Origin of the sequence: Pseudarthrobacter sulfonivorans (assembly GCF_024391045.1) — a bacterium.
GTDB lineage: Bacteria > Actinomycetota > Actinomycetes > Actinomycetales > Micrococcaceae > Arthrobacter > Arthrobacter sulfonivorans_B.
In genome coordinates this window covers 1-18,751 of sequence record NZ_JANFCZ010000034.1, presented here as the reverse complement: position 1 = coordinate 18,751, position 18,751 = coordinate 1, and the positions used below count along the sequence as shown (strand labels likewise).

At 66.3% G+C, this 18,751-nt stretch carries 20 protein-coding genes; 11 read left to right on the top strand and 9 right to left on the bottom strand.

Annotated elements, in window-relative coordinates; genetic code table 11:
* Positions 1–42: 42 nt before the first annotated feature.
* Positions 43–1,140, top strand: a complete 1,098-nt coding sequence (locus tag NQJ30_RS17410; protein ID WP_255771460.1) for an FUSC family protein — start codon at positions 43–45, stop codon at positions 1,138–1,140.
* Here NQJ30_RS17410 and NQJ30_RS17405 read toward each other — a convergent pair.
* The 8 genes from NQJ30_RS17405 to NQJ30_RS17370 all read right to left on the bottom strand — a co-directional run bounded on the left by NQJ30_RS17405 (position 1,108) and on the right by NQJ30_RS17370 (position 9,245).
* Complete coding sequence (locus NQJ30_RS17405; RefSeq protein ID WP_255771459.1) at positions 1,108–1,866, bottom strand: SDR family NAD(P)-dependent oxidoreductase; 759 nt, start codon at positions 1,864–1,866, stop codon at positions 1,108–1,110. The two genes, NQJ30_RS17410 and NQJ30_RS17405, sit on opposite strands and share 33 nt — an antisense overlap.
* Positions 1,867–2,041: 175 nt before the next feature.
* On the bottom strand, positions 2,042–2,371 hold the full coding sequence (locus NQJ30_RS17400; protein WP_255771458.1) for a GNAT family N-acetyltransferase: 330 nt from the start codon (positions 2,369–2,371) through the stop codon (positions 2,042–2,044).
* Between the two features lie 44 nt (positions 2,372–2,415).
* The gene (locus NQJ30_RS17395) at positions 2,416–3,735 is read right to left on the bottom strand and encodes an acyltransferase family protein (RefSeq protein ID WP_255771457.1); all 1,320 of its coding nucleotides are present in this window, start codon (positions 3,733–3,735) and stop codon (positions 2,416–2,418) included.
* 100 nt (positions 3,736–3,835) lie between these two features.
* Positions 3,836–4,243: a DUF1304 domain-containing protein gene (locus NQJ30_RS17390; RefSeq protein WP_255771456.1), complete on the bottom strand. Its 408-nt coding sequence runs from the start codon at positions 4,241–4,243 to the stop codon at positions 3,836–3,838.
* Positions 4,244–4,363: 120 nt separating this feature from the next.
* Positions 4,364–5,215, bottom strand: coding sequence for a class II fructose-bisphosphate aldolase (locus tag NQJ30_RS17385; protein ID WP_255771455.1), 852 nt, complete (start codon positions 5,213–5,215; stop codon positions 4,364–4,366).
* Entirely contained in the window at positions 5,215–6,681 is a 1,467-nt protein-coding gene (locus tag NQJ30_RS17380; RefSeq protein WP_255771454.1) for a GntP family transporter, read from the bottom strand. The genes NQJ30_RS17385 and NQJ30_RS17380 overlap by 1 nt, the downstream gene beginning before the upstream one ends.
* 63 nt (positions 6,682–6,744) lie before the next feature.
* A complete protein-coding gene (locus NQJ30_RS17375) occupies positions 6,745–7,647 on the bottom strand; it encodes an NAD(P)-dependent oxidoreductase (protein ID WP_255771453.1) in 903 nt (300 codons plus the stop codon).
* A 41-nt stretch (positions 7,648–7,688) separates the two neighbouring features.
* Positions 7,689–9,245 (bottom strand): four-carbon acid sugar kinase family protein, encoded by a 1,557-nt coding sequence (locus NQJ30_RS17370; protein ID WP_255771452.1) that lies wholly within the window; start codon positions 9,243–9,245, stop codon positions 7,689–7,691.
* Between the two features lie 141 nt (positions 9,246–9,386).
* Here NQJ30_RS17370 and NQJ30_RS17365 point away from each other — a divergent pair, with 141 nt between their 5' ends.
* The 5 genes from NQJ30_RS17365 to NQJ30_RS17345 all read left to right on the top strand — a co-directional run bounded on the left by NQJ30_RS17365 (position 9,387) and on the right by NQJ30_RS17345 (position 13,519).
* Positions 9,387–10,091 (top strand): FadR/GntR family transcriptional regulator, encoded by a 705-nt coding sequence (locus NQJ30_RS17365; protein WP_255771451.1) that lies wholly within the window; start codon positions 9,387–9,389, stop codon positions 10,089–10,091.
* A gap of 100 nt (positions 10,092–10,191) precedes the next feature.
* Positions 10,192–10,401 carry a dodecin gene (locus NQJ30_RS17360; RefSeq protein ID WP_255771449.1) on the top strand — a complete coding sequence of 70 codons (210 nt, stop codon included), beginning with the start codon at positions 10,192–10,194 and terminating at the stop codon, positions 10,399–10,401.
* Positions 10,402–10,590: 189 nt separating this feature from the next.
* Positions 10,591–11,412 carry an aldo/keto reductase gene (locus NQJ30_RS17355; RefSeq protein WP_255771448.1) on the top strand — a complete coding sequence of 274 codons (822 nt, stop codon included), beginning with the start codon at positions 10,591–10,593 and terminating at the stop codon, positions 11,410–11,412.
* An 86-nt stretch (positions 11,413–11,498) separates the two neighbouring features.
* Positions 11,499–12,470, top strand: a complete 972-nt coding sequence (locus tag NQJ30_RS17350; protein ID WP_255771446.1) for an aldo/keto reductase — start codon at positions 11,499–11,501, stop codon at positions 12,468–12,470.
* Positions 12,471–12,514: 44 nt separating this feature from the next.
* Positions 12,515–13,519: an SDR family oxidoreductase gene (locus tag NQJ30_RS17345; RefSeq protein ID WP_255771445.1), complete on the top strand. Its 1,005-nt coding sequence runs from the start codon at positions 12,515–12,517 to the stop codon at positions 13,517–13,519.
* Here NQJ30_RS17345 and NQJ30_RS17340 read toward each other — a convergent pair.
* Positions 13,516–13,896 (bottom strand): nuclear transport factor 2 family protein, encoded by a 381-nt coding sequence (locus tag NQJ30_RS17340; RefSeq protein ID WP_255771444.1) that lies wholly within the window; start codon positions 13,894–13,896, stop codon positions 13,516–13,518. The two genes, NQJ30_RS17345 and NQJ30_RS17340, sit on opposite strands and share 4 nt — an antisense overlap.
* Positions 13,897–14,008: 112 nt before the next feature.
* Here NQJ30_RS17340 and NQJ30_RS17335 point away from each other — a divergent pair, with 112 nt between their 5' ends.
* From NQJ30_RS17335 to NQJ30_RS17315, 5 genes are all read left to right on the top strand, one after another.
* A complete protein-coding gene (locus NQJ30_RS17335; RefSeq protein WP_255771442.1) occupies positions 14,009–14,842 on the top strand; it encodes an aldo/keto reductase in 834 nt (277 codons plus the stop codon).
* A gap of 130 nt (positions 14,843–14,972) precedes the next feature.
* Positions 14,973–15,239 carry a GlsB/YeaQ/YmgE family stress response membrane protein gene (locus NQJ30_RS17330; RefSeq protein WP_255771441.1) on the top strand — a complete coding sequence of 89 codons (267 nt, stop codon included), beginning with the start codon at positions 14,973–14,975 and terminating at the stop codon, positions 15,237–15,239.
* 110 nt (positions 15,240–15,349) lie between these two features.
* Entirely contained in the window at positions 15,350–15,856 is a 507-nt protein-coding gene (locus NQJ30_RS17325) for a hypothetical protein (protein WP_255771440.1), read from the top strand.
* Positions 15,857–16,041: 185 nt separating this feature from the next.
* Positions 16,042–16,788 carry a DUF2510 domain-containing protein gene (locus NQJ30_RS17320; RefSeq protein ID WP_255771439.1) on the top strand — a complete coding sequence of 249 codons (747 nt, stop codon included), beginning with the start codon at positions 16,042–16,044 and terminating at the stop codon, positions 16,786–16,788.
* A gap of 425 nt (positions 16,789–17,213) precedes the next feature.
* Positions 17,214–18,751, top strand: a 1,538-nt coding sequence (locus NQJ30_RS17315; RefSeq protein ID WP_255771438.1) for an HNH endonuclease signature motif containing protein, incomplete at its 3' end; no start/stop codon positions are given.

Sequence of the window (18,751 nt, the reverse complement as noted above, 5' to 3'; positions counted from 1 at the left end):
CGCCGAGCCCACGGCGCCCCAACCGATCGGTGGTGTGCCCGCATGAAGTCCGTGATGCGGCAGGTACACGCCCTCCACCGGCTGGAGCCCGCCAACAACGACCATCTGGCTGCGGTCCGGGTGGCCCTCAGCGTGGCGGTGCCGTCTCTGCTCCTGCTGCTCCTCGGCCGCGCGGACCTGATCATCTACGCCGTGTTTGGTGCCCTGACCGGGATGTACGGCCGGTCCGAACCACACCAGCTGCGGCTCCGGCACCAGTCCCAGGCGGCCCTGGTGCTGGTGGGTGGGGTGGCCGTGGGCGTGTTTCTTTCCGTCAACCGGCTCCATTCCTGGTGGCTGGTGGCCGTCGAAGCAGTGCTGGCCGGCGTCGGCTCCGTCTATTCGGACCGGGTGAACCTGAAACCCAACGGCCCCTTCTTTGGCATCCTCGCCCTGGGCGCCTGCGCCTCAGTGCCGCTGGCTGTGCCCTGGTACACCGCATTGCTCATCGCCGCCGGCTCCGCGGCGTTCTCCATGGCTGTTGGCTTTGGCGGCTGGATCCGCAGCCGTTCCTGGCAGCGCGGAGCCGTGCGGGACGTAGTGGCCTTCCGTGGTCCGGCAGGCCGGGCGGCAGCTGTGCACGCGGCCCGGTACATCCTCGCGGTGGGCCTGGCCGGCTCTGTAGGGGTGCTCAGCGGGAGCGGCCATCCCCACTGGGCCATGGCAGCCGCCGCAGTACCGCTGGCCGGAGCGGACCTCCCCAGCCGGGTGCGCCGCGGAATTCACCGCATTGTGGGGACCTTCCTTGGACTGGTGGTGACCGCCGTCGTCCTGATCCCGGCGCCGTGGTCACTGGCGCCGCTCATCGCGGCCCATCAGGTGCTGGTCCTGGGCGTCCTCGTCATCGTTTTCCAGTTCACCACCGAGCTCTTCATGACCCGTCATTACGGGCTTGCCATGGTGTCGTTCACCCCGGTGATCCTGCTGATGACCCAGCTCGCGGCGCCGAGCGATCCCACTATGCTGATCCTTGAACGCGGCGTGGAAACTTGCGTGGGTGCGGCGGTGGGCATCCTGGTGGTGGTTTCCGTGCGGCAGCGGAGTGCGGAGAAGGCACTCGGGTTCCCGCTACTTCGGCCTGCGCGCCGGACCGGTCAGTAGCTGGTCCGGCAGCATCTTCGCGGCGACGGCCACGGCCTTGTAGCGCTTGGAGGGGATGGACACAGCCTTGCCGCGGAGATTGTCGGCCAGCCCTTCACGCACCACCCGCTCCGCCGTCAGCCACGCCCAGGACGGAGCCACCGCCGTGTCCATGCCCATCCGCTCATGGAACTCGGTGTGCGTCAGGCCAGGGCACACCGCTGTGACAGTCACCCCGCGGGCCGAGTAGGCCAGGTGGGCCCAGCGGCTGAAGGTGAGCAGCCAGGCCTTCGCCGCCGCGTATGTCCCCCGCGGCAGGAACGCCGCGATGCTCGAGACGTTGATGATCCGGCCGGCACCACGCTCCAGCATCCCGGGCAGCACGGCGTGGGTTAATTCCAGTGCGGCCCCGCAATGCAGCTTGAGGTGTTGTTTTTCCTCGGCGATGCTGTTCTGCTCGAAGTCGCGCAGCAGGCCAATGCCCGCGTTGTTCACCAGGATCGACACCGGCCGCGCGGCGTCCGTGAGGCGTTCGACGACGGCGGCCAGGCCGGCGTCGTCCGTCAGGTCTGCGGGGAGCACCTCTGCCGTGGTTCCGTACCGCCGTTGCAGGTCCGCCGCGGTCTGTTCGAGGCGGCCCCGGTTCCTGGCCACCAGGACCAGGTGATGGCCCTGGGCGGCGAGTTGCCGGGCGAACTCGGCACCCAATCCTGCGCTGGCCCCGGTGACGAGTGCTGTTGTTGTCATTCGCCCAGACTAGCCGGACAGGGTTAGGGCAGCCCCGCCGTCGGATTCTGCGCCCTCATTCCGCCGCGCACACGTTCGGCCCCACGCACCGGGCCTGCAATCAAGGGCGAGCCGGGACGGGACCAGCGAATGATTGGGCAGAATCCGACGCGAAGGCGTCATCAGGAGGCGGTTGCTAATTCTCGGGCCAGTCGATGTGCTGCTCGTAGCCCTCGTGCTGGCGGAGGTAGCCGGCGATGAACGGGCAATGCGGGATGATCCGCTTTCCCGATGCCACAACGTCGTCCAGGGCGAAGTGGGCCAGGACCTTGCCCAGGCCTTGCCCCTTGAATTCCTCCGCGGTCTCGGTGTGGCTGAAATCCACATGTCCGGGCCGGTCGTCGAAAAAGGACTGGACCGCGATCTTCCCGCCCACCCTCAGCTCGTAACGGTGATGCTCATCATCCCGGACCAGCGAAACGGCGGGGCTGAACTCATCCTCTGTGGAAATCATGTTCTCAGTCATGGTTCGACATTGGCACTAGTTGGTCCCGCTGGCAATGGCCATGCCTACCCGTCATGGGCGCGGACCGGACGCCCGGCAGCAACGTCACCCGGGACCCGTTCCGGCATTCTGCCCAGCAGGAGGACGGCCAGTGCAAAGCAGGCTGCGCCGCCTCCGAGCAGTCCCAGCGTCAGCCCGTTGAAGGCGGCGTCCGCGACCGGAATGAAGACGACGACGGCGGCCGTCACTACCGCGGCGGCGGGCCGCCCGCGGGTGTGGACCGACGCCGTCGGACGTTCCTCGAGCCGTCCGAACGCTGCCAGCACGGGCAGCAGCAGGGTGATCACGCCGAGGAGCACCAGCGGGCGCGCCCACCACCATTCGGCGGTGCCGGCGGCGGGCTTGGGGAAGTCGGTGAGGAGTAACAGCCCGGACATGGCCACCAACAGCGGAAGATGCCACAGGTACACAGTCATCGAATGGCGGCCGGCCACCAGCACCAGCGCCCGGACCCACCGCACGCCCGCAGTCCAGTGCAGGGCGGGCCGGAAGAGTTCCATGGCCGCCGCCTGGGCAAGCCCGAGGAGCAGGAGGCACAGGTTGGGCGGGTTGAGGTTGACCAGCATATTTCCTGTGTAAAGGCCCAAGCCTGTGACCACGCCCAGCAGCAGGTTGGCAGCCACCACCAGCCCCAGCAAACCGGAGCGGGACAGTCTGGCGAAGAAGCCGTCGGCCGCGAGGAAACCCAACTGTTGCACGGCGCACCACAGGAACAAGAGGTTCGCGTAGGCCAGCAGCGGAAGGGCACCGCGCAGGCAGTCCACCACAATCACCAGGGCGGCCAGAACGCTGAATGTCAGCCGGGGTGCGCGGTCATGGAAGCGGGCCAGCAGCGGAACGTTGAGCTGGGCTGCAAGATACGCCGCCAGGAACCACAGCGGCATGCCGGCCCCGGACACCATCAACTGGATGACCTGCCTGTCCACGCCTGTGAGCAGCGCGGCCCACAGTCCCACGAACATTGCGGCAAGAAGCACCGCTGCCGGCCGGACCAGGCGGAGGAGCCGGGCCTGCGCAAACTCAAAGCCGGTTCCACCGTTGGCCCGGAGCCGCCGCCAGGACTGCAGCCCGGTGGTGCCGCCGGTGACGAAAAACAGGGGCATGATCATAAAGATCCAGATGACCGGGACAAACCAGGGCTGGTCGCCCAGCGTGTTTTCCGTGGTCACCGTGCCGTCCGCATGCAGGACCGGGCTGACCATCATGCAGTGGCTCACCACAACCAGGGCGAGGCAGACAAACCGCACAAGATCGATGCCCAGGTCGCGCCGGGGCGCCGGTCCGTCCGGCTGCGCGGTTGGCCCCTCTTCCCTGAGATCACTCACGTGCAATCCTCTACAAGCGCTGAATGCCGCTGCCCTTTTTATATTGTGCGCTCCGGGTGCGTTTACGGCCAGAAGACGCGGGCAGCTTCGGCTGCCCGGCTTAGCCTGCGGCCACGGCCAGTAACCCGAGGACGACGGCGAGCAGCGGCGTGGCGCCCTGTGTCGCCGCGGCGCGGAGGTACTTCCGCCCGCTCAGCGCCAGTACCAGGGCGGCCAGCAGCATGGAGCCGCAGCAGCTGAAGATCAAGGTCCAGCCCACCACGGGCTGAGCCGAACCCGCGGCTCCCAAGGCCACGCAGCCAATACCCACGAAGGCGCCCACCGCCAGGAAGGGGTTGTAGAAACCCTGGTTGTAGGCGAGGGGTTTGGTGGTTTCGGCGTCGGCCTGGGACGTGAGGCTGAAACGCTTCCAGGTGGCCGGCCTGGTCCAGGTCAGCGACTCCATCGTGAAGATGAAAACGTGCAAAGCCGCGGCGAGGAACGCAAAAAGGAGGGAGGCCAGGATCATGTGCTGATCCTAGCCTCCCCGCTCCCCACCCCTCGGAGTTCTTGTCCAGATAATGCGTGTTCCTGGGGCCCCAAAACCGGCATTATCTGGACAACAACTCGCAGGGCGGGGGGGGAATTCTCAGCGGGTGAGCATCCCCAGCGCCGAGCCGGCGAATGCCTTTGCAGAAGTGTTCCAGTGGCCCAGCAGGCCCTGGAGATTCTCGCCGTCGGCCCGGTGCGCGGGCAGCCGCTCCTGGAGCGTGGAAAGGACACCGGTGCGGAGCTCGGTGTTGAAGTTCACTTTGCCGACGTTCATGGCGGCGGCCTTCACCAGCTCGTCCGCGGGAATGCCGGATGCGCCGTGGAGGACCAGCGGGATCCGCGTGCGCACTGCGATGTCCTGGAGGACGTCCCAGCGCAGCTGCGGTTCTCCCTTGTACTTGCCGTGAACGTTGCCGACGGCGACGGCCAGCAGCTGCGCGCTGGTCCGGGACACAAAATCCTCCACCTGGGCGGAGTCGGTCAGCCCGGCCCCATCGGTGCCGGTGGAGTCGGCACCGAAGGCCCGGTCTTCGTCGCCGGCCAGGCCGCCGAGTTCGGCTTCAATTACGACGTCGGAGCCCAGCAAGGCCCGGGCAGCAACAACCAGCGCAATGTTGTCCTCGTAAGGCAGGGAGGAGCCGTCCGCGAGGACCGAATCCGCCCCCGCGGCAACGGCGTCGGCCATTACTCCCAAGTCAGAGGCGTGATCCAGCTGCACCGCGACGGGAACGGTAGCGGCGTCGGCGAGTCCGCGGAGGGCTGCGATGAGGCGCAGGCCGTTGGGCGTGGCCGCCGTCTTGGGAGCCACCAGGAGGATGACGCCCCGGCCGGCGTCCTCGGCCGCGCCCACCACGGCCAGCGCGGTGGTGAAGTCGTAGCAGGTGAATGCCGGGACGGCCGAGCCCTGCTGCAGGGCGGTGGTGACCAGGGTGTCGAGTCGGGTGCGCATCAGACGCCCAGGCCTCCCACCAGGATCCAGGCCACGAAGGTCAAGAGGAACCCGGCGACGCCCAACACGGTGGTGAGCACGGTCCAGGTCTTGAGGCCGTCGGACACGGTGAGGCCGTAGTAGCGGACCACCACCCAGAAGCCGGCGTCGGTCACGTGCGAGAGGCCCAGGGCGCCGAAGCCGATGGCGATCACGATCACGGCGATCTGCGCCGGGGTGTAGCCACCGCCGCTGACGGCAGCAGACAGCAGGCCCGTGGTGGTCACAATCGCCACCGTGGCCGAACCCTGGGCAGCGCGCAGGGCCAGCGAAATGATGAAGCCGAGCAGCAGCAGCGGGACGCCGAGGGTGTCCAGGGTCTTGGAGAGCGCCCCGCCGATGCCGGAGACCTGCAGGACGTTGCCGAACACGCCGCCGGCGGCCACCACCATCAGGATGGAGGCGATGGGAGGCAGTGCGCCTTCAAAGATCTCGCCGGTTTCCTTCAGCGACCAGTTGCGGCGGACAGCGAGGAGGAAGAAGGACAGCGCCACGGCCACCAGCAGTGCCAGGAAGGGGTTGCCGATGAAGGCGGCCACGCCGTACCAGCTGCTGTCCTTGGGGATCATCAGGGTGCCCACGGTGCCCAGCAGGATCTGGACGATCGGCGCCGCAATCAGGAAGATGATCAGGCCCGGCCGCGGCGGGGCGATGGCTGCGGCGCCGGGGCCGTCGTGGCCCACCTTGACCAGCGAATCGGAGCCGAACTCCTCCACCTGTGCCTTGACGGCGGGCAGCAGTTCGTAGTCCTTGCGGTTCATGATGGATGCGACCCAGTAGGACAGGAAGCCCAGGGGCACGCAGATCGCGAGCGAAATCAGGGCAATCAGGCCAATGTCCGCACCGAGCACACCGGCGCCGGCAACGATTCCGGGGTGCGGCGGGACGGCCACGTGGATGGACAGCATGATGCCGGCCATGGGCAGGCCGAACTTGATGGGGTGGACCTTGGCGATCTTCGCGAACGCGTACACGATCGGGACGAGCACAATGATGCCCACCTCGAAGAACACGGGGATGGCCACCAGGAAGCCGACGGCGGTGAGGGCAATGGCCACCCGCTTGGCGCCGAGCTTGCGGGTGAAATGGTCGGCCAGGGACTGGACTCCGCCGGAGACCTCGATCATGCGGCCCAGCACTGCGCCGAGCGCAATCAGGATGGCCACTTTGCCCATGGTGCTTCCCACGCCGCTGGACACCACGGTGAACACGTCCTGCAGCGGAATGGTGGCGGCGACGGCCACGAGGATGCTCACAGTCAGCAGGGCCACAAAGGCCTGGATCCTGAAGCGGATGATCATCACCAGCAGGATGGCCACGCCAACGGCGGCGATGGTGAGGAGCAGCGGAGTTCCCAGCTCCACTGCGGGCTTGATCACGGGGGCGTCGGCCGCCCGCGCGATCAGCGGATTCAGAAGGTGGTTCATGACGGGTGTCTCCTTTGACGAGCCAGTCTTCCAGAAGACGGGCAATCAGGCGCTGGTGAGTTGTTAGTTGGCGTTGCGCTTGGTGGGGGCAACCACCTTGATGACGGCGGAATCGTCGGCGGCGGCGAGGCCCTGGGCCTGCCCGAGGAGGTAGAGCTGCTCGGCGGCGGCGGCAACGGGGGCTGCCAGGCCGGCGGCGCGGGTGGCCTTGCCAACGATGCCCATGTCCTTGACAAAGATGTCCAGGCGGGACAGGACCTCGGCGCCTTCCTCGGTGTAGGCCTCGAGGATGCGCGGGCCGCGGTTGGAGAGCATAAAGGAACCGGCCGCGCCAGCCTCCAGGGCGGCGAGGGTCTTGGCCTGGTCCAGTCCGAGGGCATCCGCGAGGGCCATGGCCTCGGCGGCGGCGGCGATGTGGACGCCGCACAGGAGCTGATTGACAGTCTTCAGTGCCTGGCCGTCGCCGGGCTTGTCGCCAACCACGGTGAGGGTGGAGGCGAGGAGTTCCAGGGCTGGCTTCGCCTTTTCCTGGGCTTCGGGGCTGGCTCCGACGACGATGAGCAGGTCGCCTTCGCCGGCACGCTTGGGGCCGCCGGACAACGGTGCGTCCACCAGCTCGACGCCGAATTCTGCGAGCTTTTCGACCGTGGCGGGGATGGCCTCGGTGCCCACCGTGCTGCCAAGGATCACGACGGCGCCCGGCTCCAGCACGGAGGCCACGCCGTTCTCACCGAAGAGGACGTCGTTGAGCTGTTCGCCGTTGCGGACCGCGAGGAGCAGCGCGTCGGCGCCTTTGGCGGCTTCACGGGCAGTGGCGAAGGTGCGGATGCCGGCGTCTTCGGCCAGCTTCAGGCGCGGCTCGGCGATGTCGAAGCCGTGGACGGTGAGCTGGCTGGCGAGGCGGGTGGCCATGGGCAGGCCCATGGCGCCGAGGCCCAGGACGGTGACGGTGTAGTTGCTGGTCATGGTGTTTCTCCGTTGAATTTCGGGTGGATCCGTGGGGCCGGTTAGAAGGTGTTGCTGAGCTTGCGGGTGACGTCGGCGAGGGACTGGTCGTCGCCCACGTTGCCGGCGAAGACGATGTACGGGATGCCCTTGGCGGGGCCGTCCACCGGTTCCCAGAGTGAGACGATGCCCGGCAGCATGGGGCCGCGGACAATGGCATGGCGGATTTCCAGGCCGTGGGCGGCGACGTCGGAGGAGGTGATGCCGCCCTTGGCGATGACGAACCGCGGCGGGAAGGTTTTGAGCGTCCGGTTCACCACGGCGACGACTGCGGCGGACACGGTGCGTGCGATCCGCAGGCTTTCGGCGGGGTCGTCAGTCTTGATGAGCCTGCGGCTGGTGTGGACGATGACGTCGCCGCCGCGGAGGGCTGCCACTACGGCGCCGACTGTTTCGTTCAGGTAAGCGTCCGCGGCTGTTTCGGTTTCGGCGCCGGCTTCGGTTTCGGCGGCAATGAGTTTCTCGACGTCGATCTCCACGATGCGCGCCGCGCTGTGCTGCTCGGTGAGGGCCTTGAGCTGGCGGGTGGTGACACCCACGTGGGAGCCGACGACGATCAGCCCGCCTGCCTCGGAGGGCGTGTTGCCTGCGTAGGCCTCGGCGCCGGTGAGTTCTGCGCGGATGTCCTGGCCAATGCGGGCCCGTCCGAACGGCGGACCCACCCGGTACAGCAGCTTCTTGCCGCGGCGCTCGGCCTCTTCCAGTCCCAGGGACAGCACACGGAGGTCGTTTTCGGTGACGATGTCGGCCACGATGGGGGTGGAGTTGGTGGCCGGGGCGATGGCGTCGGCGATGGCGCTGGCGCTGATGGCCGCACTGACGGAAGGATCGCCGTCGGGGTTTGTAGCGGTGCCTGCGCTGGCTGCACCGGCGCGGATGATGTTAAGGTCCAGGACGATCACCGACTCCGCGGCGAAGCGGCCCTTCGACTTCTCTTCGACGTATTTGGCCATCTCGGAGTTGTTGTAGCCAAAGCTGGCATCCCTGGCGAATTCGGTCTGTGCCGCGGGGGTGAGGGTGCCTGCATCGCCGCCTGTGCCTCGGGTGTAGTGCACGCCGCCGATGGTCACGCGGCCGGCATCGGGGAACGCGGGAACCAGGACAACGCCGTCGGTCACCTCGCCGCTGACCTCGGCCACGGTGGCGGCGATGACGTCCGGTTCAAGGGGGTAGTGGCCGCGGAGGGTGGAGTCGCTGCGGCTGACAAACCCGAGCCGGAGGCCCGGGTCCGCGCTGTCCGGGGAGCCCGCGGCGGCAAGCGCGTTGCGGACCACGTCTTCGTTGCGGGCGGCGGCTTCGGCGGGGTCCAGGCTTCGGGTGTTGGTCAGCACGTACACGGCCGGTTTTGCCTGGCCAAAGGCCCAGATGAAGTCCTCCACGTCCCAGCTGGTGAGCACGGGCAGATCCGCAACGGACTGCGTGCCGGTGGGGTCGTCGTCGAGCACCACCAGAATGCGGGGACCCGCCGCGCTGGAGGCGGCCACGGCGTCGGCCACCAGGCGGGCGGGGATCCGGACTTCGGCAGGGAAGGCGGCCAGGAGGTCTGCTTCAAGCGTCACTGTGTGCACTCCGTTGTGATCTTTAGGTGTTTGGGTAGCTGTAAGATGTCTGACATCTAACAATTACTTTAGTGTGGCACAGGACATACGGGTGCGCAAGTAGACTTGTCAGACATATTTAGCAAGGGTGCAGGGGGAAATATGGCACGGAAATCACTGGTCGGCGTTGTTGCCGATGAACTTCTGGACCGCATCATCGCCGGAGACTTTCCGCCGGGTTCCAGCGTGCCCGGCGAGCTTGAACTGAGCGCCAAGCACGAGGTCAGCCGCATGACCGTGCGCGAGGCCATGAAGACGCTGGAAGCGCAGCGGATCCTGAGCGTTGAGCGCGGGCGAGGCACGTTCGTCAATCCGCTCAACCGCTGGGCGTCCCTGGAGGCTGTGCTGCGCGCCGCGTCCGAGGGCCAGAACGAGTCCGCGGCCTCTGTTCAACTGATTGAACTCCGCAGGATGCTTGAGAGCGGGGCGTGTGAACTCGCGGCCACCCGGATCACTGACACGGACATCCAGGCCCTGTTCGGTTATGTTGGCGCGATGCGGACGGCCCACGAGGTCAACAACGTGGCAGCGTTCGTGGAGGCGGACCTCGCCTTCCACGACCTGATCCTGCGCGCCTCGGAGAATGTTTTTGTGGCCGTCCTGTTCGAACCGCTCCAGCGGGTTCTGGAGAAGCGCCGGGCGGAAACCTCGGCCGTGCGCACCATCCAGGAACACGCCATCGGCCACCACCAGACCATTGCCGAGGCGTTGGAATTACGCGACCCCGCCAAGGCCCGTGAGGCCATGGATTCACACATGCAGCAGACCCTGGACGACCTCAGGAACTTGGTTCTCGACGCCCCGTAGCCGCCTTCCGGGTTCCAGGCTCTGGCCACACCGCAGAAGTGCCACTAGGGTTCAAGGACGGCCCGCAACCGGGAATCGACGGCGATCACGAGGAGCGAAGTTGTCCAATCACACGTACAGCATTACTGAAATTGTCGGCACGTCCGAAGAAGGCGTGGACGCGGCAGTCCGCAACGGCATCGCCGAAGCGAGCAAGACGCTGCGCAATCTTGACTGGTTCGAAGTGAAGGAAGTCCGCGGCCACCTCGAAGACGGCAAAATCGCTTACTGGCAGGTGCGGGTCAAGATTGGCTTCCGCCACGAGGGCTGAAACCTCCTTCAACTAAGGTCAACACTGATGGCCGCGTCCCCCGGCGCGGCCATCAGTGTGTTCAGCCGCGGGCATAGTTGCTGACCGGGGCCCGGAAAATGTTTAGGCTCGTAGGAGGCGCACGGCCGGAACCGGTTTCCGCCGCCGGCGTGCGCGCAACCATCCCTTGCAACAACCTAGGAGTCTCACATGACTGACATTGCGCTCAACAACGGCGTCAACATCCCGCAGCTTGGCTTCGGCGTTTTCCAGGTCCCGCCGGAAGAGACCCAGCGCATCGTCGAGGACGCACTCGAAGCAGGCTACCGCCACATCGACACGGCAGCGGCATACCGCAATGAGGCCGGCGTTGGTGCAGCCATCGCCGCATCCGGTATCCCGCGCGAAGAACTCTTCATCACCACCAAGCTCCGTAACGGCGACCAGGGCCGGGCCACGGACGCCTACCGGGACAGCCTCGAGGCCCTGAAGCTCGACTTCGTGGACCTCTACCTCATCCACTGGCCGGTCCCGTCGCAGGGACTCTTCGTCCCGGCCTGGAAGGAGCTCGAGAGCCTGTACGCCGCCAAGGAAATCCGCGCCATCGGTGTCTCCAACTTCCTGGCCGAGCACCTGGACACGCTGCTCGAGTCCTCCGAGGTTGTGCCGGCCGTCAACCAGATCGAACTGCACCCCAGCTTCCAGCAGGCTGAACTGGCCGCGAAGGGCCGGGCACTGGGCATCGCCGTCGAGGCATACAGCCCGCTCGGCCAGGGCGGCGACCTGAACGGAAACGCCGTCACGGCCGTGGCGCAGGCCCACCACGCCACCACCGCCCAGGTGGTCCTGGCGTGGCACCTCGCTGCCGGCACCATCGTCATTCCCAAGTCCGCCGACTCGGCACGCATGCGCGAGAACTTCGCTGCCACGTCCCTGGGCCTGACCTACGACGAACTCGCCTCGATCACCGCCCTCGAGCGGGGTGCGCGCATCGGTTCGGATCCGGCCGTCGCGGCCTTCACACAGTTCTAGGACTGCTGCGGGGCCTGCCGGACACGACGGCAGGCCCCGGTGCTTGATCCCTGTCCAAACCAAATCCGTAACGCGGAGGAGTCCCCGTGCAGTACACGCATCTTGGCCGCTCCGGCCTGAAAGTGTCCCGGCTGTGCCTGGGCACCATGAACTTTGGCCCGCACACCGACGAAGCCACGGCACACGCCATAATGAACTCCGCGCAGGATGCCGGCCTCAACTTCTTCGACACGGCCAACGTGTACGGCGGGTCGGGGCACCGCGGCTGGACCGAGGAAATCCTGGGCCGCTGGTTCGCGCAGGGCGGCGAGCGCCGGGAACGCACGGTCCTGGCAACCAAGGTGTACGGCACCATGTCGGACCGCCCCAACGAGTCCCGGCTCTCCGCCCTGAACATCCGGCGGGCGCTGGATGCCAGCCTGAAGCGCCTACAAACGGATTACATCGACGTCTACCAGTTCCACCACATTGACAGGGATACGCCGTGGGATGAGATCTGGCAGGCCATCGAGGTGGCGGTGCAGCAGGGGAAGATCCTCTACTCCGGCAGCAGCAACTTCGCCGGCTGGCACATCGCACAGGCTCAGGAAGCCGCACGGCGCCGCAACTACCCGGGGCTGGTCAGTGAGCAGTCCCTCTACAACCTGTTCCGCCGCGAGCTGGAACTTGAGGTCATTCCGGCCGCCCGGCAGTACGGGCTCGGCCTGCTCCCGTGGTCTCCGCTCCAGGGCGGACTGCTGGGCGGCGTGCTGAAGAAGGAGCGCGAGGGCGTCCGGCGTTCCGAAGGCCGGGCCGCCGAAACGATTAAGAACCATCGGAACCAGATCCAGCAGTTCGAGGACTTCGCGGACGAGCTGGGCCACGAACCCGGCGACGTCGCCCTCGCCTGGCTGCTCCACCAGCCTGCCGTCACGGCACCGATCGTGGGTCCGCGCACGCAGGAACAGCTCGACGCCGCCTTCCGGGCTTTGGACGTGTCCCTCGACGATGCGGCGCTCGAGAAGCTTGATGGCATCTTCCCGGGGCACCGTCCGGCGCCGGAGGATTACGCCTGGTGAACGCCCCCGGCACTTCAACTGGAATTGGCACCGAAACCGGAACGATGGCACCACGGAACCTCCTCTTCCTCGGCGGCACCGGGGTGATCAGCGCAGCCGCGGCTCAACGCGCCGTCGGCCTCGGTCATCAGGTCACCGTCCTGAACCGCGGGCAGTCCGGGAAGGAAGCGCCGGCGGGCGCAGAAGTCCTCCACGCGGATATCCGCGATGCCGCGGCCGTGCGGGGCGTGCTGGCGGGACGGACCTTCGACGCCGTCGCGGACTTCATTACCTTTACACCGGAGCAGACGCGGTCCAACATTGAGCTCTTCGGCGGCCGCACGGGCCAGTACGTGTTCATCAGCACGGCCTCGGCCTACCAGAAGCCGCCCATGCGGCTGCCCATCCTGGAGTCCACGCCGCTGAAGAACCCGTTCTGGCGGTATTCGCGGGACAAGGCCGCGTGTGAGGACGTGCTGCTCCAGGCTTACAGGTCGGACGATTTTCCAGTCACCGTGGTGCGCCCGTCGCATACGTATGACCGCACGCGGGTTGGCCTGCTGGGTGGCTGGACCGACATCCACCGGATGCGCTCCGGCCTGCCGGTGGTGGTGCACGGCGACGGCACATCGCTGTGGACGGTTACGCACGCCCGGGACTTCGCCAACGCGTTTGTTGGCCTCCTCGGCCACCCGCAGGCCGTGGGCGAGAGCTACACCATCACCTCGGACGAATACCTGCCCTGGGACCGGATCTACCGTCTTTTTGCCCGGGCAGCCGGCGTTTCGGAGCCGGAGCTGGTGCATGTGGCGTCGGAAACGATTGCCGCGCAGAGCGCCGGGTACAACCCGCACCTCGGACCCAGCCTGCTCGGCGACCGGGCGCATTCCGTGGTGTTCGACAACTCCAAGATCAAGTCACTGGTTCCCGGGTACGTGGCCACCATTCCGTTTGCGGACGGCACGCGGGAGATCGTCAACTGGCATGACCAGCACCCCGAGCTTCAGGTGGTGGACCAGGGTTACATGGAGTTGAGTGACCGGCTGATCAGCTGGGCGCGCGGCGGTTAGGCCTTTTGAACCCACTGGGCGCGCCACTCCGGCGCGTCGAAGGCTTCGCTCCAGTACGCCGTTTCCTTGGCGATCCTGCCGTCGCGGAACTCGAAGATGAACACCGTTTCGTACTGCGGCCCGTCGTAATCGAGGAGGGCTTCAGCCACCACGAGGTTCCCCGCGCTGAGCAGCCTGCGCGGGGTGATGGTGGGCAGCTGCGGAAAGGCGTTGTAGATTCCCCGCCGGTTTTCGGCGCCGCGCACAATCTCGCCGGACTGTGGCCAGTGCATCACGGCATCGTCCTGGAACAGCTCGTCCATCACCTCGATGTGCCGTTCGTTGATGCAGGCAATGAGCCTTTTCACCACGTCCTCATGGGCATTTGATTCATCCACGGCTTCACCTGGTTCCTCGGGATTCGTGCAGATCGTGCTTGCATTTTCCTCCTGGATCCGCGGCAACACCATGGGGAAGGCGCCGCCGCCTGATTCGGGGCAGACTGGTGAAATGACACTCTCACCCCTCATCAAGCTCAATGACGGCCACAGCATCCCGCAGGTGGGGCTTGGCACGTGGCCGCTGGACGACGATCAGGCGGCTGCCGCCGTCGTACAGGCCGTGGAAGCCGGGTACAGGCACATCGACACGGCAGTGAAATACGGCAACGAGGAAGGCGTGGGCAGGGGCATTCGCGCCAGCGGCGTGGACCGCGGCGAGCTGTTCATCACCACCAAACTGGACGGCGAGTTCCAGGGCCGGGACCGTGCAGTGGCCGGGCTGGAACGTTCGCTGGACCGCATGAAGCTGGACTACGTGGATCTCCTGCTGATCCATTGGCCGCTGCCGGCGCGGGACGAGTTCATCTCAACCTGGAAGACGTTCGAGCGGCTCCAGGCGGAAGGCAAAGTCCGGTCCATCGGCGTGTCCAACTTCAAGCCGTCCCACTTGGAACAACTGCTGACCGAAACTGACGTGGTGCCGGCGGTCAACCAGATCCAGCTCAGCCCGGCGATCACTCGGGTGGCTGACCGGGCTTTCAATACGGACCATGGAATTGTCACGGAGTCGTACAGTCCGCTGGGCGGTTCCGGTGCCAGCCTGCTGCGGGCTCCAATCCTGGCCGAACTCGGTGAAAAGCACGGAAAGACGCCCGCCCAGGTGGTGCTTCGCTGGCACATTGAGCAGGGCCTTGTGGTCATTCCCAAGTCCGGGAATCCCGACCGGATGCGGGAGAACCTGGAGCTGTTCGATTTCGCCCTCGACGCCCGGGATCTGGCAGAACTTGGAAACCTCGACGAAGGTCCGGGTGCAGGACACGATTCAGACACCACGGGCCACTGAGGGCCTTTCAACTGCACTTCCATCGGCGCGGAGGCTGGCTTAAATAAAGTAAGCATGATTAGTATTGAGGCAGAGGGATGAAGCGTGTCCGGGATCCGGGCACCTCCCTGATAGGAAGTAGGACGACAAAATGGGCTTCTTTGCATTTCTGATTCTTGGCCTTATTGCCGGCGCGATCGCCAAGGCGATCCTTCCGGGCAGGCAGGGCGGCGGTATCTTTATCACGCTGCTGCTCGGCGTTGTGGGTGCATTCCTCGGCGGCTGGCTCGGCGGGCTGCTGTTCAACGCACCGCTGCAGGATTTCTTCTCCATCCAGACGTGGATCCTTGCCATTGTTGGCTCGATCATCGTGCTTCTTATCTACGGCATGATCGCCAGGCGGAGCGTCCGCAGCTAACTGCGCCACCGGCATGAAAACCGGCCCGGGACTATAACCCCGGGCCGGTTTTCTTTCTCCCGGTCAAGCGGGCCGGGAACCAACACCTTCTCAACGAGCAGGAGTTCAGCATGAAATCGAAACTTCTTTTGGGCATCGGCATTGCGGCAGGATACGTCCTCGGCTCACGGTCAGGCCGGGCAGCGTACGACAAACTCAAGGCCAGGGCTGCCGGGATCTGGGACAGCAAGCCGGTCCAGGACAAGGTCAGCGCAGCCACGGAGGCCATCAAGGAAAAGGCTCCGGAAGTTGCGGATCAGCTCGGTGAGGCCGCGCGCCGGGCGGGTACCGTGATCGGTTCCGCCATGCACCACGACGCCGCGTCCGGCGACGGCAGCACGAAAACGGCCGACGTCGGCACCTCACCCGGTGCGGCCGCCGTCGGGAATTCCACGGGGTCCGACAGCGCCGGGGACCACGTTCCCGCGCACAGCGCCCGCCCCGAGACCGTGAATCTGGGCACCTCGGACGTTGAGTCCGATCCCGCACTCAACGACACCCAGGGCCAGGACTGGTCCGACGAGGGCGGTGCCACACCTGCCGGTGCGGCCACGAATGTTGATCCCAGGCGCGAATGATCCATCGTTTCCGCTGGTGAGGGGCTGTTGTTCGCTCTGTGTGACACGCACTCCGGCGGGAACTGTGCTACAACTGATTGACCTTGCCGGCCGTCGCGATCCTTGGGGGACGCGGCGGCTGGCGGCGTCTTAGGTGATGGCAACCAACCGCGGCTTGCGAGGCCCGGCGCTATTCGGGAGTTCAGATGAGCACTTCAGGCAGCATCCCCGCCCCACAAGCCGGCTGGTATGCGGATCCCGCCGGAACCGGACGGCTCCGCTGGTGGGACGGGTCCATATGGACCGACCAGTACAGCACTCCCCCTCCACAGGGCGCGTACGGCGGAGCGTATGCCCCCGGCCCCTATGGCCAAAGTCCTTACGGCCAGAGCCCTTACGGTACGAGTCCGTACGGCGGGAGTCCTTACGGCCAGGCCCCGTATCCGGCGGGCCAGAACGGTTACGTCGTGCCGGTGTTCCGGCGACCGTTTATCGCCCGGGATGCCGAAGTTTACAATCCCCTGATCTGGGCCATCACGCTGCTGCCGCTCCTGCCATTGGTGCTGCTGCTGTTCTGGAATCCTGAACTCCGCTACATATACCTGGGACGGCAGTCGACTCGCACGCTGGACCCATGGTCGCTCTTCACGCCCTCCTACTTCTTCCTGCTGTTATCGGGCTTTGTAACCTACGCGACGGCTATCGTGCTTGCCTACTTCGACTCCGAACGTCTCAAGCGGGCCGGCGTTGTCAGGCCGTTCCACTGGGCGTGGGCCTTCCTCAACAGCGGCGTGTACGTCATCGGCCGCTCCGTGATTGTGTCGAAGGTGGCGCGGGGGCGTGGGCTGGTGCCGATCTGGGTCATGATCGGCGTCTTTATCCTGAGCATTGTTGTATCGAACATCAAAATGGCAGCGATGATGTCCCCAGTGGTGGGGACCATTCCGGCCTGAGCGGGGTTTACCCTCCTGCGCCTCAGCGGCATCGTCGCTGGAATTTCCAGTGGCGGTTCGACGGCGGCAATAATGTCGTACCCCCACGGCAGAGTGTTCCTATGGAGGCCATTGGGAACCAGCTAGCTGAACCGTCAACGGGGCGCAGCGGTGATCCGGTCGCGCCTGTACCTACCTGCACCGACCTTCGCGGCCCGTCCGCGACTGCCCAGTTCCGCAGCGCTTCCGACGGCGGCAATAATGCCGTACCCCCACGGCAGAGTGTTCCTATGGAGGCTTTGGCGGAACGGCTCGCGGGGCACGGCGGTGATCCGGCCGCGCCTGTACCTACCTGCACCGACCTTCGCGGCCCGTCCGCGACTGCCCAGTTCCGCAGCACTTCCGGCGGCGGCAATAATGTCGTACCCCCACGGCAGAGTGTTCCTATGGAGGCTTTGGCGGAACGGCTTGAGGAGAACGGCGGGATTTCCGCCGTTCCGTCGATGAGCCTGGCCGCGGCGATCGCGGCGGTCCATGCCGCAGCTGCCGCAGCGCCGGATCAGCTGGCCATGGCCGGGTACATCGATGCCGCAGATTTCGCCGGTGATGTTGAAGAACTCTCCCGGTCCGTGGAATACCTCCAGGTCCTCTCCGCAGGGGCCGTGGACCGCACCCGCACCCGGGCCATCACCGACGCCGCGACCACCCGGGGCGCCCGGTCCTGGACCACGGGCTGGGACAGCGACGGCGTCGAAACCGTGAACGAAACCGACGCCGCCTGGCCCACCGGCACAGGGACGGGGACGGGGACGGTTCCACCATCACCGGCCGATGACGGCTGCAAAACCACCGCCGAGTTCCTCCGCGTTCGCCTCAGAATCGGGCTCGGAGAAGCCAAACGCCGCCTCCACCTCGCCGAGGCTGTCCTCCCCGAAGCCACCCTCACCGGCGAGCACCTCCCACCAGTCCGCGGATACCTTGCAGCAGCCAGCACTCCCGCCATCCGGGACGCCGGGGCCGGAGACACGCAGGTAGTCGGACCTGCGGTGTCCTCCCGGGCCGGGACCATCATCAGCGCCACCCTGGACCGGCTCCAACACCACACCACCCCCGAGAACCTGGACCGGATCGAACACGATCTCGCCCGCACCGCCGCCACCGCAGACCCCGACTTCCTCACCCGCGTCGCACGCCGCTGGGCAGACGCCATCGACGCCGACGGCACCGAACCCACCGAAGAAACCCTCCGCCACACCCAAGGCGCCTTCATCCGCAAACCCCGCCACGGCCTGCACCACCTCGAAATCTTCGCCACCACCGACCAATACGAACACCTGGCCACCATCATGAACGCCGCCACCAACCCCAGAACCCGCCCCACCACCACAGCACCAAACGACGACACCTGGCGCACTGGTGATGTGGACCTGGACCGCCGGACGCGTCCACAGAAACAACTGGACGGCATCGTCACCGCCCTCAAAGCAGCCCTGACCACCAACGGCCTGCCCACCGCTGGCGGCAACCGCCCCCAAATCCTCGCCACCATCAACTACCAAGACCTCCTCCCCCACCTCCCCACTGAGTCCAGCAACAGGACGGTGGCCGAAGCCGAGGCAGGGCCGGGAATTGCAGTTCGCGCGGGCGCTGGCGACAGGGCGGGGTCTGGAACTGGAAACTTCGTCTTCACCGGCCCGGTCGCGGCCGCCACCATCCGCAAACTCGCCTGCGACGCCGACATCATCCCCGCCCTCCTGGGCACGGACAGCGAAATCCTGGACCTCGGCCGCAAAACCCGCCTCTTCACCCCCGCCCAACGCCTCGCCCTCACCGCCCGCGACCAAGGCTGCACCTTCCCCAACTGCACCATCCCGGCCCCCTGGTGCGAAGCCCACCACATCACCTACTGGTCACAGAACGGCCCCACCAGCACCACCAACGGCGCTCTCCTCTGCTCCCATCACCACCACCTCATCCACAAAGA